We start from the raw sequence: 13,031 nt of genomic DNA, 5'->3' as shown, positions 1-13,031 counted from the left end.
ATGGACGCGCTTGAAATCCTCTTCACCGCCTCCTTCTGGGTTGCCGCCATCCGGATCGCATCCCCGCTGATCTTCGCGACCATGGGCGAGTTGATATGCGAGCGCGCGGGCGTTCTCAACCTGGGCATCGAAGGGATCATGACGGCCGGGGCTTTTGCCGGCTGGTTCACCGTCTATTCTGGCGGCGATCTTTGGGCCGGCGTGCTGGTCGCGGCCATTGTCGGCGCCATGTTCGGCTTGCTGCACGCCACGCTCACCGTACCGCTCGGCCTGTCTCAACACGTCGTCGGCATCGGCATCACGCTGCTTGCCACGAGCTTGACCTACTTCACCTATCGGCTTGCGCTGCCCGAGGTGACGTCGCCGCCGAAGATTGAGCCGTTCCAGCCGTTGCCGATCCCGGGTCTTTCCAGCCTTCCCGTCATTGGCGAGGCGCTGTTTTCCCAGACGCCGCTGACCTATCTCGCGTTCGTGTCAGTCGCAGCCGTCGCCTGGATCCTTTACCGCACGCCCATTGGCCTTGCCGTTCGCGCTGTCGGCGAAAACCCCTCGGCGGTCGAGGCCCAGGGCATTTCCGTGACCGGCATCCGCACGGGTGCCGTCGCCATCGGCAGCGCGCTGATGGCGGTGGGTGGCGCCTTTCTCACTACTTCGGCCTTCAATTCCTTCTTTTTTCAGATGATCAATGGGCGCGGCTGGATTTGTATCGCGCTGGTCGTCTTCGGCTCCTGGCGGCCAGGGAAGGCGCTGATCGGCGCCATACTGTTTGCCGCCTTCGATGCCTTTCAGGTTCGCCTGCAGCAGATATCGGGCGGTATCGTTCCCTATCAGGTTTTCCTGATGATGCCGTATGCGTTGTCGATCCTGGCGCTGATCCTGGTCGCGCGTCGCGCCACCTATCCCAAAGCTTTGATGATCCCGTACCAGAAAGGCGAAAGATGAGTTTCGACTTGATTGTAAAGGGCGGCACGCTGCCCGACGGAACCGTCGCCGATATCGGCATCAATGGCGACAGGATCGCCGCGATCGAGCCCAGCATCGATGCCGAGGCCGGTCGCGTCGTCGATGCCTCGGGCAACCTCGTCAGCCAGCCTTTTGTCGATCCGCATTTCCATATGGACGCAACGCTGTCCTATGGCCTGCCGCGTATCGCCTCGGGCACGCTCCTCGAAGGCATCACGCTGTGGGGCGAACTCAAGCCGGTCCTGACCCATGAGGCCGTAAAGGAGCGCGCGTTGGCCTATTGCGATTGGGCGGTGTCGATGGGGCTCCTGGCCATCCGCACCCATGTCGATACCGGCGACGACCGCCTCCTGGCAGTGGAAGCCCTGCTCGAAGTCAAGAAGCAGATCGCGCCCTATATCGACCTTCAACTCGTCGCCTTCCCCCAGGACGGTCTCTATCGCTCGCCGAATGCGCGCGAGAACATCATTCGCGCCCTCGACCTGGGAGTCGACATCGTCGGCGGCATCCCGCATTTCGAGCGGACCATGTCCGAGGGCATGCGGTCCGTTACCGAACTTTGCGAGATCGCGGCCAAGCGTGGCCTGATGGTCGACCTGCATTGCGACGAAACTGACGACCCGCTTTCGCGCCATATCGAACAGCTTGCCTATGAAACTAAGAGGCTCGGCCTGCAGGGCCGGGTGGCAGGTTCGCACCTCACCTCGATGCATTCGATGGACAACTACTATGTCTCGAAGCTGCTGCCGCTGATTGCGGAGGCCGGTGTCTCGGCAATTCCCAATCCGCTCATCAACATCATGCTGCAGGGGCGGCACGACACCTATCCCAAGCGCCGCGGCATGACGCGCGTGCCCGAAATGCTCAAGGCCGGCATCCGCACCGGCTGGGGCCAGGATTGCGTGCGATCCATGGTACTCCCTCGGCACAGCCGACATGCTCGACGTCGCCTTCATGGGATTGCACGTCGCCCAGATGTCCTCGCCCGCGGACATGCGCACCTGCTTCAACATGGTCACCAAGGTCAACGCCGAGATCATGGGGCTCGATCATCTCGGCCTGGCCGTTGGCAAATCCGCAAGCCTGGTGGTGCTCGATGCGGGCAATCCGATCGAGGCGGTGCGCTTGCGCGCCGAGCGGCTTTGCGTCGTGGCGAATGGGAAGGTCGTGGCTGAACGCGAAAAGCACGATACGACCCTGTCCATCAAGGGCCGCCCGGCGACCATCAACCGCCGCCACCTCGTTCCACGGTTGGCGCGTTGACCGGACTGGACGAGAACAAGCTTCAACAGCTGATCAAACCGGATTTGAACTGGCACCAATGCCGCGAAAGGCTCTCTTTCTGGCAAGCAAGGTTTTCACACGATATCGCAAAGCAGGGGAACGAGAACTGGCGTTCTCCCAGACTTCTTCATCGGTGCGCATGCGGCGGTCAGCGGGCTGCCGTTGCTCACGCGTGACGTTGGTCGCTATCGAACCTATATCCCGACATTGACATTAATTGCCCCGGATTTGCCGACTTAGTGGCCCTGGCGGATCGGGATTGAGCAACGGTCGCACCAGGCAACCCACTCCACCTTCGTCGCGCTCGGAAGCGGTAATGGGAACGAAACTACGCACGACCTGTTGGGATCAAGGAACGCGACGGCGAGTTTCATATCGCCGAACCGAGCCGCGCAACATTCGTGGATCCCCGGGCGATGGCAACGACTAGAAACAGTCCAGAACATTCGGCCACGCAGGGGCCGGCTCTTGAGAACCCCCATATGAGCGGTCTTTCGCTTGGTGATATCCGACAGCAAGCCGAGGATTGCCGCCGCTGCGACCTCTACAAGCATGCGACCCAGCTTGTCTTTGGTGCGGGTCCGGAAAACGCGAAACTTATGCTTGTCGGTGAACAGCCTGGAGACAAGGAAGATCTAGCGGGAAAGCCCTTTGTCGGCCCTGCAGGCACCGTATTGACCGAATGTTTGGAGGAAGCCGGCATCGAACGCGAGGCCTGCTATCTGACCAACGCGGTCAAGCACTTCAAGTATGAGCAGCGTGGCAAGCGCAGACTGCATTCGAAGCCCAATGCCGGCGAAGTTCAGCGTTGCTCCTGGTGGCTCGGCGCCGAACTCGCCCGCCTGCGACCAGCCGTAGTCGTGGCGCTCGGCGCTACGGCAGCAAGAGCACTGCTCGGAAGATCGATCAGGGTGACCAAGGATCGTGGGCGGCCGCTGGAAGTTGGTTCCCGGTTTCTGATCGTCGTAACAATCCACCCATCATACCTGCTGCGAATTCGCGATCGATTGAATGCCAATCGCGAGCGGGAGCATTTTGTTGCCGATCTGCGCCTTGCCAATGAACTGCTGTCTGGGAAAATTGAGCCGGCTGCGCGGCGACAAACAAGGTGAAATTCGCGTCCTGATCGTCGCACTATGGCCGGCCTCCAAAGGAGGAGTTTCGGAACCATTTGAGCATCTGCCCGTTTTTCGTTCGTCCTTCGGGCCACATTGATGGGCGCGGGGTACTAGTCCGAATGAATACCGAGTGGATCCAATGGCCGATAAACTGGACGAGCGCGGCGAGCCGCTGTCAGCAACGCACGATGCCGAAAGGACTACCTTCTCTGCCAGGGAAACGCGCCAGGCGGGAATGGGCAGGCGCGTTTTTTTGGTTCTTGCGGCGAGCCTAGCCCTCGTCCTGCTTGCGTGGGGAGCGGTAGAACTGACAAGCCGTGCCACCGGAGACCAGTCTAGTAGCGAAGGCAGTGTCACTGCGGCGCAACCCAAGTAATCGAGCCGCAGGTGCCAGGTTAGAATTTCACAAGGTTGGTAGCCAAGCAGGCGCGATCCGGGAGAATCGACGCCGCGTTGCTCGTTGCCGAAGATGGCGAAGCTGAAGCAGCTCGAGAATGAGAACGCGCGGCTTATAAAGATTGTCGTGGACCTGACCATGGACAGCTAGATGCCGCAGGACGCCATTCGGCTCGAGGGCATGAACAGAACGAAAATTCCACCGAAAAGCAGGAAGGAATTCGCCATTCCATTTTCTCTTGCAGGTTCGTTCCCGTTCGTTTTTAATCCGCCTACTTTCGCCACGAAAGTCAGTCGCGTTTGATCGAGGAGGGTCGACGCGATCAAGACAGACATCGTCGTCTTAATAATCGGAGGAACAACCATGTCAGCTTTCAAATGGACTCTTGCGGCCACATCCACGCTTTCACTCCTTGCTGCTTCCAATGTCTTCGCGGCGACGGAACTTCAATGGTGGCATGCCATGACGGGCGCCAACAACGAAACGGTTGAAAGGCTTGCGAAGGAATTCAACGAGAGCCAGTCGGACTACAAGGTCGTTCCAGTGTTCAAGGGTACCTATGCTGAAACATTGAACGCGGGCATCGCTGCTTTCCGTTCCAAGCAGTCGCCTGCAATCCTGCAGGTGTTCGATGCCGGCAGCGGCGTGATGCTGGGCGCCGAGGGCGCTGTGGTGCCGGTGGCGGACGTTCTTCAGAAGGGCGGCTACGAGTTCAACAAGGATCAGTACCTGCCAGGCATCGTCGCGTACTATTCCAAGGCGGACGGGACCATGCTGTCCTTCCCATTCAACTCGTCCTCGCCGATCCTCTATTACAACAAAGACGCCTTCACGAAGGCCGGCATCGATACCGCAAAGCCACCGGCCACATGGCCCGAGGTCTTCGAGGCGGCCAAGAAGATCAAGGCGAGTGGGGCGGCAAATTGCGGCTTCACATCGACCTGGCTGACCTGGATCCAGACCGAGAACTTCTCCGCCTGGAACAACGTGCCCTACGGCACGAACGAGAACGGCCTCTCTGGCCTCGAAGTCGAACTAAAAATCGACGCTGCGCTCTTCGTCGAGCATTTCCAGTCGATTGCCGACCTCGCCAAGGATGGAACGTTCCGCTATGGCGGCCGCACATCGGAAGCAAAGCAGCTGTTCATGTCGGGCGAATGCGCCATCCTGACCGAATCATCCGGCGGTCTCGGCGACATCGTGAAGTCGGGGATCAACTATGGCGTCGGCCAGCTTCCCTACTATGAAGGCCATGGTCCACAAAACACCATCCCCGGTGGCGCAAGTCTCTGGGTCTTCGCCGGCAAGAGCGACGGCGAATACAAGGGCGTGGCCGAGTTCTTCCACTTCCTCTCGAAAACGGAAACCCAGGCCCAGCTACACCAGGTTTCGGGCTATCTGCCAGTGACGCTGGCAGCCTATGAAGAAACCAAGAAGTCCGGCTTCTACGAAAAGAATCCGGGCCGGGAAACGCCGATCAAGCAGATGATGGGCAAGGCTCCCACCGAAAATTCGAAGGGTGTTCGCCTCGTCAACCTCCCGCAGGTTCGAGACATCCTCAACGAAGAGTTCGAAGCGATGCTTGCTGGCCAGAAGGATGCAAAGACGGCGCTCAGTGAAGGTGTAACGAAGGCAAACGCGGCAATCAAAGCAGCGATCGGAAACTGAACCTCTAAACGAAATGTCCGCACCGCAAAGCGGTGCGGACTGGTATTCCCTGGAGGGGACGTTTCATGCAGTCCGTCGTGTTTCCCAACAAGGTGCTGCCGTATCTTCTGCTTGCGCCTCAGATCGTCCTGACGATCGTCTTCTTCTTTTGGCCCGCAAGCCAGGCTCTCTACCAGTCGGTCCTGCGCGAGGATCCGTTCGGCCTGAAATCCGGTTTCGTCGGCCTCGCCAACTTCCAGGCGATCCTGTCCAATCCGGACTACCTGCATTCGCTGAAGGTCACGGTGGTCTTCAGTCTCGCGACGGCCCTGTTGTCTATGGCTCTCGCTCTCCTGCTGGCCACGTCGGCAGACCGCGTGGTGCGGGGGCGCAACATCTATCGTACGCTTCTGATCTGGCCCTATGCGGTCGCCCCCGCCGTTGCCGGCATGCTCTGGCTCTTCATGTTCAATCCGGCGATGGGAACGTTCGCCTACATTCTGCGCCGGAACGGGTTTGTTTGGGATCCGCTCCTCAATGGCAACCAGGCGATGTGGCTGGTCATCGTTGCGGCGGCCTGGAAGCAGATCAGCTACAACTTCCTGTTCTTCGTCGCCGGCCTGCAAGCGATACCGAAATCGCTGATCGAGGCCGCCGCGATCGATGGCGCCCGCGGCAGCAAGCGGTTCTGGACTATCGTCTTTCCGCTTCTTGCGCCCACGACGTTCTTCCTGCTGGTCGTCAACACCGTCTACGCCTTCTTTGATACCTTCGGCATCATTCATGCCGTCACCGGCGGGGGACCGGCAAAGGCCACCGAAACGCTCGTCTACAAGGTTTACAACGACGGTTTCGTCAATCTCGACCTCGGCAGTTCGGCGGCCCAATCAGTGATCCTGATGATCATCGTCGTTGCGCTGACGGCCTTCCAGTTCCGCTTCGTCGAGAAGCGGGTCCATTACTCGTGAGACCCCGATGATCGAAAATCGCCCCATTTCCACCCTGATCAGCCACCTGGTGCTCGTGATCGGGATCATCATCGTTGCGCTTCCGATCTACTACACGTTCGTCGCGTCGACGCACACGTCGATCGAGATCGTGCGCCCGCCGATGTCGCTCGCGATCGGCGACCATCTCGTGGAAAATTACAAGGAAGCAGTCGGTGGCGGCGTCGAGCGCGTCGTCGGCGTCAGCCTCGAGCGGCTGCTTTTCAACTCGACGGTCGTGGCGATCGCAATCGCGGTCGGCAAGATCGTGATTTCCTTTCTCTCCGCCTTCGCGATCGTCTTTTTCCGCTTTCCGCTGAAGATGCTGTTCTTCTGGATGATTTTCATCACGCTGATGCTTCCGGTCGAGGTGCGCATCCTGCCGACCTACAAGGTGATCGTGGACCTAGGCCTGATCGACACCTATGCGGGCCTGACGCTGCCGCTGATGGCTTCGGCGACGGCGACCTTCCTCTTTCGCCAGTTCTTCCTGACGATACCGGGAGAACTGGTGGAAGCCGCGCGCATCGACAATGCCGGGCCGTTTCGCTTTATGCGGGACATCCTGCTGCCACTCTCTGCAACGAACATCGCCGCGCTCTTCGTCATCCTCTTCATCTACGGCTGGACCCAGTACCTCTGGCCCCTGCTCGTCACCAACGACGCCAAGATGAATACGATTATCATTGGGCTCAGGCGGATGATCGACTTCACCGACGCCTCGACCCCCTGGAACTATATCATGGTCACCGCGATCCTGGCGATCATCCCCCCTATCCTCGTCGTGGTGCTAATGCAGCGCTGGTTCGTCAAAGGTCTTGTGGAGACAGAAAAGTAATGGCTGAGATTACCCTTAAAGACGTCCGCAAGACCTACGGCACGGTGGAAGCGATCAAGGGCGTCTCGCTCGACATGACGGATGGCGAATTCGTCGTGCTGGTCGGTCCGTCGGGCTGCGGCAAGTCCACGCTCCTGCGCATGATCGCCGGGCTCGAAAGCATCACCGGCGGCGATATCCTCATCGGCACGCGCCGGGTCAACGATGTGGAACCGGCCGAACGCGATATTGCCATGGTCTTCCAGAACTATGCGCTCTACCCGCACATGAGTGTGCGCCAGAACCTCGCCTACGGGCTGAAGAACCGCAATACACCGGCCGCCGAGATCGACCGGCGAATAGCGACCGCCGCCAGGACGCTGGAGATCGAACCCTACCTGGACCGCAAGCCGCGCCAGCTTTCGGGCGGCCAGCGCCAGCGTGTCGCGATGGGGCGGGCCATTGTCCGGCAACCGGCCGCCTTCCTCTTCGACGAACCGCTCTCCAATCTGGACGCAAAGCTGCGCGGACAGATGCGCATAGAGATCAAGCGGCTGCAGCGGTCGCTCGGAACGACGAGCGTGTATGTCACGCACGATCAGATGGAAGCGATGACGCTCGCCGATAGGCTGGTCGTCGTTAATGCCGGCCGGATTGAACAAGTCGGTACACCGCTGGAGCTCTACGAGAAACCCGCGACAACGTTCGTTGCCACTTTTATAGGCTCGCCCTCGATGAATCTCTTGCAAGGCAAGGACATGTCGGCGGGGTGGTCGCTCTCCCCGGATGTGGTGCGCCCGAATGCCGACTATACGCTCGGCATCCGCCCCGAGGATCTTTCCCCGATACCCGCCGATTCACCAGGTTTGCCATTCGCGGCCACGGTCCGGATCGACGGTATCGAACTAGTCGGGGCCGAGAGCCTCCTGCATGGTCGGCTCAAAAACGGCAGCGAATTGATCTTCCGAGTTTCCGGGCGAGCACACAACGAGATCGGCGACGAGGTGAAAGTTGGCGCCGGTGCGGAAGCTCTCCATATGTTCAGTGCAAACGGCGGCCACCGACATGGATAAGTCGCTCGCAGATTGCAATCGAGCCTGACCGCCACCCCCGCTCATATATTAGTAGTTGGAAAGGTACGATTTCGCCATCACGTTTGACCTTTGAATCGCACATGGTCTGAACTTCAGCAGCCAGCGGCACCAATGAAAATGGCGGACATCTGTGCTCAGGAAAAGCCAAGGTCCCCAACGATGACATTATGCGATCCTCAGGATGGAGTGCTCTGCTGAGCTTTCAAACCGACGCCCTGACGAAGAGAAGTTCCAATGAAAACCAGGATAGAAATCGCAGCGGACCTTCAAAGACTGGGCATCCAACCGGGCGACCTGGTGATGGTCCATGCCTCTTTGAAAGCCATCGGTGGTGTCGAGATAGGCGCGGCCACTGTCGTCGGCGCTCTTGTCGACGCTATCGGGCCAACGGGCACCGCGATGGGATATGCCTCATGGGACCGATCACCGTATGAGGGACACTGAACGGCGCTAAGATGGATGAGAAACTGCGTCGTAACTGGCCACCCTTTGATCCTGGGACCTCGGCAGCATATCGCGGTTTCGGCATGCTCAATCAGTTCCTCGTCCAAAATCGCAGTACGCGACGAAGCGCTCACCCGGACGCATCAATGGTCGCGATCGGTCCTCTAGTGGAAATACTCACAGAGCCACAATGTCTTGGACAGGCGTTGGGAAAAGGCTCGCCTCTTGAACGTTTTGTCCGCCTGGGTGGAAAAGTTCTGTTGCTTGGTGCTCCGCTCGCCTCCGTGACCGCGCTGCACTATGCCGAGGCTATTGCCAATATTCCCGGTAAACGCCGCGTGACCTACGAGATGCCGCTCCTAGGTCCAGACGGTCAAACGATCTGGGAATTGACGGAGGATTTCGACTCAAACGGCATCCTGGATTGCTTTGCGGTCGATGGACAGCCGGACGCGGTGGAAACGATCGCGCGCGCATACATTGCCCTCGAACGGCACCAGATTGGCCGAGTAGGAGACGCATTCAGCTATTTATTTGATGCGCAGGACATCGTTTCCTTCGGCGTTTTGGCGAGAGGCCATCGTCACAAGTTCGGGCCTGCGCAGAAGAGCGTGAGGACGACTTCGTCCAACGACGTCGCAAAGGCGAGCACAGCGCCAGAGAGTACGCCCGGCATGGCGAGCGGCAGGGTAATACGGCGGAACACCGTGGCCGGCGAAGCTCCGAGGCTCTGGGCCGCAAGCTCGACGCGTTCGCGCTCACCACCGCAAAAGGCACTGCCACGACTGTGTGGGCGATGATCAGCCCATGTAGGGGGACGATCGGCCAACCCCGCAGCTTAAAAGCACGAGTCTAAATGATGACCTTCCAAGCGAAGATCATCAATCTGCAGCTCAGTTTGTTCCGAACCGTTCAAGCATCTTTCGCAACTGGACGTTCTCTTGTTGAAGCCGATGCGCGAGCAGCCCTTTCAGCCGACGGTTCTCTACCTCGAGCACGGCAAGCTCGTCGTAAAGTGCTTCGGGAGCAGCGGTAGTCGTCCTGCTACCAAGGGGACGACCACGGCGCGTTGGCCCTTGGCGCTTCGGCTTATCTTCTGGTGGAATCGTCTTCGTGCGGTTTGCCTCCATCGGCGAGATGGAAGCAGGACCGGAAACATCCTCGGTGCGAATGTTCTCTTCTGTCGGGGCCGCCGGATCTGAGGTCCGCTCAACGGCGCCGGTCCCAGCGCTCTCGTTCGGGCAAACCTCCGCACTTTGCCCCGGAGAAGGCTCGTCGGGGCACTGAGCCGGTTCGAACAGTTGCGGCGCTTCGGTCTCCGCCTGGCGCACGAGGGCTTTCAGGTCCGTATCGCCCCAGATGGAAGATGGATTGGTTGTCGTCCGCCGCCGGGCCGATTTGACTTCGACGATAAACTTGCGCTGCTGCGGTTTCATAGGGATCCAACGTTGAAGGCGCGCCATCAGCTTACGACGCGTCAAAGCGCTCAAGCATTTTCTTGAGCTGCATGTTCTGCAACAGCAACTTCTCTGCCAGCCGGCGTCTAAGTTGCCTGATGTCCTCGTCCAGTGTGGTCATCTCATCGGCGAGTGTCATCGGCGGCTGAGGAGCACTGGAGTCGCTATCTCCATACTCGACGGCATCGGCCACGGCAACATCGCTGGCGCTCGTTTTCCGGCTGCGCCTTTGCCTTTTCGTCGGCGGTGGTCGCGTTGGTCCGGCGGGTTCCAGAAGCGCCACGCGATCGTCGGGACTTGACCGGTCGACCGTTGTGGTGGGCGCCCGTTCACCGCCGACAGTCGCGGCGTCGAGATTACCTGCAGCCTCGTTCGGGGCTTCCACTATCGGTTCGTCAACTTCGCCGAGCGGTTCCTCGATCGCGATTTCACGCGGGCTTTCCGGCTCCTTGACCGTTCGCCCCAAAGACGCCAGTTGGACCAGATATTTCCATGGTGATTTCATATGTGCCGCCACCTCGAGCAATGGCACCGAATCCTCCGCTGCAGCTCTCGACGAACGGCAGCGAGAATGTGATGAGGAGGGCCGATCGCTTAAATCCAATCAGCCCTTCACCGATGATCAGGCAAGACCCAGTCGCTTGCGCAGATCGGCGTTCTCAGCTCGGAGTTTTTCGGCCAGCGCCTTGCGGAGCCGAGCGTTCTCTTCTTCAAGCTGACGAAGATCAGCAATGTCGTCGAGGACTGGGACCGGAGCCGGCGTTTCGATCGTTTGCTTTGCCCCACGGGTTTTTCCGGTGCCCTTGCCGACCTTCTTTCCCCTGGTTTTGGCAACGGCCGGCGCCTCTGCCGACCTGTCTGCGCGCTTCCTGCGTCCTCTCATGGGCTGGGCAGCAACTGCCTCCGGTGTTTCAGCAGTTGCGTCTGAAACGACATTTTTCGGCCGCGGTCCTCGGCGCTTCCTGGGCGGCGCTGCTTCCGCCGGTGGCGCCGTCTCTGTGGTCTCGGTATTGCTCTCGTCTGCCATGAGTGTTTTCCCTCTCGAACTGATGATCTTTTCCAATGAGTAGCGAGCAGAGTCAACAATCACACCTAGCGAGGTCATCCCTGCTTTAGCGTGAAGCCGTCGCCAGCAGCGGGAAAGCGTACCAGGTACCGGCCGCGAATGCGGCCAGGGGCGGTCCGCGCTGTTCCGCTGGCAAACCCATTTTTTTTGCGGCAGCGTACCGGAATCGGGGAAGCAGACCGTCCCTCTCTCGAGCTTGGCGGTTAGCGTACATGAGCAACTTATGTTGGATTGCGATCCCTGCCCGCGCCCAGTGAACCATCGGGCTGCGCTATTCGCCCCGCCTACGGCACATTGGATTAGCAAGCCAAACGTACACTGTGACCCGTAATCTGCGGTATGACTTCCTGCGCCTCCCGACCGCGCGCGGCCGCCATTCTCAGTTTACTTATTGCAATGCATTGGCGCCGGATCGCCCTAGCGATACGGCAGACGTGTCGAAAAGGAGGCCGAAAGCAATGCCAATGAGTAGGAGCAGAGCCACTTGAGAAACCATCTCAGAGGAGAAGTCCTCAAACACCTGGCCCTCCCGTCGCTTTCGGGACTTCGACTGCGCAAGCGCCTGAATTGTCCCGATTGGCGTTCACGAAGTCGTTGCGAGATCGTTAGGCGTTTGATTTCGCTCGAATGTCCGCCAGCAATATATTCGCGAGATCGACGAACTGGCCCTGCGGAAACTTTGACAAATACGCTTCAATCATCTCGACGTTACCGGTGTCTCGAACTGTTTCCCAGAATGAAACCTCGATACCAGGGTCGGCGTCGCCAGCCCCTCCTTGCGCAACGCGTGCGGCTGCCAGTTCGGCGAACTGACCCGTCGGGAACCGCTTCAGGTAAAGGAGATACTCGGCCGGGTCGTCGCTCTCCTGTACCGCCTCCCAAAAGGCCACCTCGACTCGACGCACCTCGTCGCTTTTGTCATCTACTGAGAAGGGCTCTTCGACAGACGAGGATCGCTCGGCGGTGTCGACGGACGATAGCTCCACATTCAGGCTTGGTTCGGCCTGCGGGTCGAACAGGACGCGGAAGACCCGGAGTGGACGCGCAATGTTCTTGACTTGGTGCTCACCCAAATCCTCGAAGGTGGTATCCACGCGATCGCGCAGATGATCTCGTACCCCTCTTGTCACGCAGATACCGCCGGCATCAGCGAGGCCTTCGAGCCGGGCGGCGATATTGACGCCATCCCCGAAGATATCGCCGTCTTTCACCAGAACGTCGCCGATATTGATCCCGATGCGGAAGTTCATCTTCCGGTCGTCGGCAAGCGCCTGATTGGCACGCCACATCGCCTGCTGAATGGCGACTGCGCAGTTGAAGGCATGGAGGATCGATGGAAATTCCGCCAACACGCTGTCGCCGGCGGTCCCGAAAATCTGACCATGGGCGCTTTCGATAAGACCGTCGACAATAGTGCGGTGCGACGTCAAAGTCGCAAGCGTCTGCTCTTCGTCGGCATTCATCAATCGAGAATAACCTTCGATATCGGCCGCAAGGATCGCTGCAAGCTTTCTTTCAAGTGGTGGCGCCTCCATGTGAACGGTCCAATCCAACGCCTTCGTTTCCACTGTGCAGTCGAACCATCAACCGATGGGAATGCAGCTTTGTTCCCTTCCGCAGGCGCTGGAAGCCGGCTATGTTCGGCATGAACCGATCCGAATGACACGCGCCGCCAGACGCTCGTGCTTACCGCCAAGGCTGACGAAGTGCTGCGGCGATCGCGCACCATTCACCAGACCGAAATCCGTGACACGGCCC

The 13,031-nt window shown here is 59.4% G+C and carries 10 protein-coding genes and 4 pseudogenes; 9 read left to right on the top strand and 5 right to left on the bottom strand.

The window, feature by feature from the left end:
* The 9 genes and pseudogenes from ACN9MO_RS31605 to aac(3) form a co-directional block, all read left to right on the top strand.
* Positions 1-942 (top strand): ABC transporter permease, encoded by a 942-nt coding sequence (locus tag ACN9MO_RS31605; RefSeq protein WP_057251367.1) that lies wholly within the window; start codon positions 1-3, stop codon positions 940-942.
* Positions 939-2,226 (top strand): annotated as a pseudogene (locus ACN9MO_RS31600) (amidohydrolase family protein). Before ACN9MO_RS31605 ends, ACN9MO_RS31600 begins: the two are co-directional and overlap by 4 nt.
* 46 nt (positions 2,227-2,272) lie before the next feature.
* Positions 2,273-2,487 (top strand): annotated as a pseudogene (locus ACN9MO_RS31595) (type II toxin-antitoxin system VapC family toxin); the annotation flags it as partial.
* A 176-nt stretch (positions 2,488-2,663) separates the two neighbouring features.
* Entirely contained in the window at positions 2,664-3,359 is a 696-nt protein-coding gene (locus ACN9MO_RS31590) for a UdgX family uracil-DNA binding protein (protein ID WP_425989163.1), read from the top strand.
* Between the two features lie 766 nt (positions 3,360-4,125).
* Complete coding sequence (gene ugpB, locus ACN9MO_RS31585; protein ID WP_057251363.1) at positions 4,126-5,430, top strand: sn-glycerol-3-phosphate ABC transporter substrate-binding protein UgpB; 1,305 nt, start codon at positions 4,126-4,128, stop codon at positions 5,428-5,430.
* A 65-nt stretch (positions 5,431-5,495) separates the two neighbouring features.
* Entirely contained in the window at positions 5,496-6,377 is an 882-nt protein-coding gene (ugpA, locus tag ACN9MO_RS31580) for a sn-glycerol-3-phosphate ABC transporter permease UgpA (protein WP_057251362.1), read from the top strand.
* Between the two features lie 7 nt (positions 6,378-6,384).
* Positions 6,385-7,233 carry a sn-glycerol-3-phosphate ABC transporter permease UgpE gene (ugpE, locus tag ACN9MO_RS31575; protein ID WP_113133920.1) on the top strand — a complete coding sequence of 283 codons (849 nt, stop codon included), beginning with the start codon at positions 6,385-6,387 and terminating at the stop codon, positions 7,231-7,233.
* A complete protein-coding gene (locus ACN9MO_RS31570; RefSeq protein ID WP_057251360.1) occupies positions 7,233-8,285 on the top strand; it encodes a sn-glycerol-3-phosphate import ATP-binding protein UgpC in 1,053 nt (350 codons plus the stop codon). The genes ugpE and ACN9MO_RS31570 overlap by 1 nt, the downstream gene beginning before the upstream one ends.
* A 255-nt stretch (positions 8,286-8,540) precedes the next feature.
* Positions 8,541-9,316, top strand: a pseudogene (gene aac(3) / locus ACN9MO_RS31565) (aminoglycoside 3-N-acetyltransferase); the annotation flags it as partial.
* 23 nt (positions 9,317-9,339) lie between these two features.
* Here aac(3) and ACN9MO_RS31560 read toward each other — a convergent pair.
* The 5 genes and pseudogenes from ACN9MO_RS31560 to ACN9MO_RS31540 form a co-directional block, all read right to left on the bottom strand.
* Positions 9,340-9,557, bottom strand: a pseudogene (locus ACN9MO_RS31560) (ABC transporter permease); the annotation flags it as partial.
* Positions 9,558-9,643: 86 nt separating this feature from the next.
* A complete protein-coding gene (locus ACN9MO_RS31555) occupies positions 9,644-10,240 on the bottom strand; it encodes a hypothetical protein (RefSeq protein WP_162728157.1) in 597 nt (198 codons plus the stop codon).
* The gene (locus tag ACN9MO_RS31550) at positions 10,218-10,739 is read right to left on the bottom strand and encodes a hypothetical protein (RefSeq protein WP_113133921.1); all 522 of its coding nucleotides are present in this window, start codon (positions 10,737-10,739) and stop codon (positions 10,218-10,220) included. The genes ACN9MO_RS31555 and ACN9MO_RS31550 overlap by 23 nt, the downstream gene beginning before the upstream one ends.
* Before the next feature lie 90 nt (positions 10,740-10,829).
* Positions 10,830-11,312: a SyrB-like regulator gene (locus ACN9MO_RS31545; RefSeq protein ID WP_255571497.1), complete on the bottom strand. Its 483-nt coding sequence runs from the start codon at positions 11,310-11,312 to the stop codon at positions 10,830-10,832.
* A gap of 566 nt (positions 11,313-11,878) precedes the next feature.
* On the bottom strand, positions 11,879-12,808 hold the full coding sequence (locus ACN9MO_RS31540; protein ID WP_057251356.1) for an adenylate/guanylate cyclase domain-containing protein: 930 nt from the start codon (positions 12,806-12,808) through the stop codon (positions 11,879-11,881).
* Between the last annotated feature and the right edge of the window lie 223 nt (positions 12,809-13,031).

Origin of the sequence: Ensifer sp. R-19 (assembly GCF_049905105.1) — a bacterium.
Lineage (GTDB): Bacteria > Pseudomonadota > Alphaproteobacteria > Rhizobiales > Rhizobiaceae > Ensifer.
Note: the sequence above shows the minus strand (reverse complement) of the source record. Positions and strands in the feature narration are given on the sequence as shown.

Coding starts and splice junctions, on each gene's coding strand:
- ugpB (WP_057251363.1), top strand. CDS start 4,126: ATGTCAGCTTTCAAATGGACTCTTGCGGCCACATCCACGCTTTCACTC.
- ACN9MO_RS31540 (WP_057251356.1), bottom strand. CDS start 12,808: ATGGAGGCGCCACCACTTGAAAGAAAGCTTGCAGCGATCCTTGCGGCC.
- ugpA (WP_057251362.1), top strand. CDS start 5,496: ATGCAGTCCGTCGTGTTTCCCAACAAGGTGCTGCCGTATCTTCTGCTT.
- ACN9MO_RS31545 (WP_255571497.1), bottom strand. CDS start 11,312: ATGACCTCGCTAGGTGTGATTGTTGACTCTGCTCGCTACTCATTGGAA.
- ACN9MO_RS31570 (WP_057251360.1), top strand. CDS start 7,233: ATGGCTGAGATTACCCTTAAAGACGTCCGCAAGACCTACGGCACGGTG.
- ACN9MO_RS31605 (WP_057251367.1), top strand. CDS start 1: ATGGACGCGCTTGAAATCCTCTTCACCGCCTCCTTCTGGGTTGCCGCC.
- ugpE (WP_113133920.1), top strand. CDS start 6,385: ATGATCGAAAATCGCCCCATTTCCACCCTGATCAGCCACCTGGTGCTC.
- ACN9MO_RS31590 (WP_425989163.1), top strand. CDS start 2,664: ATGGCAACGACTAGAAACAGTCCAGAACATTCGGCCACGCAGGGGCCG.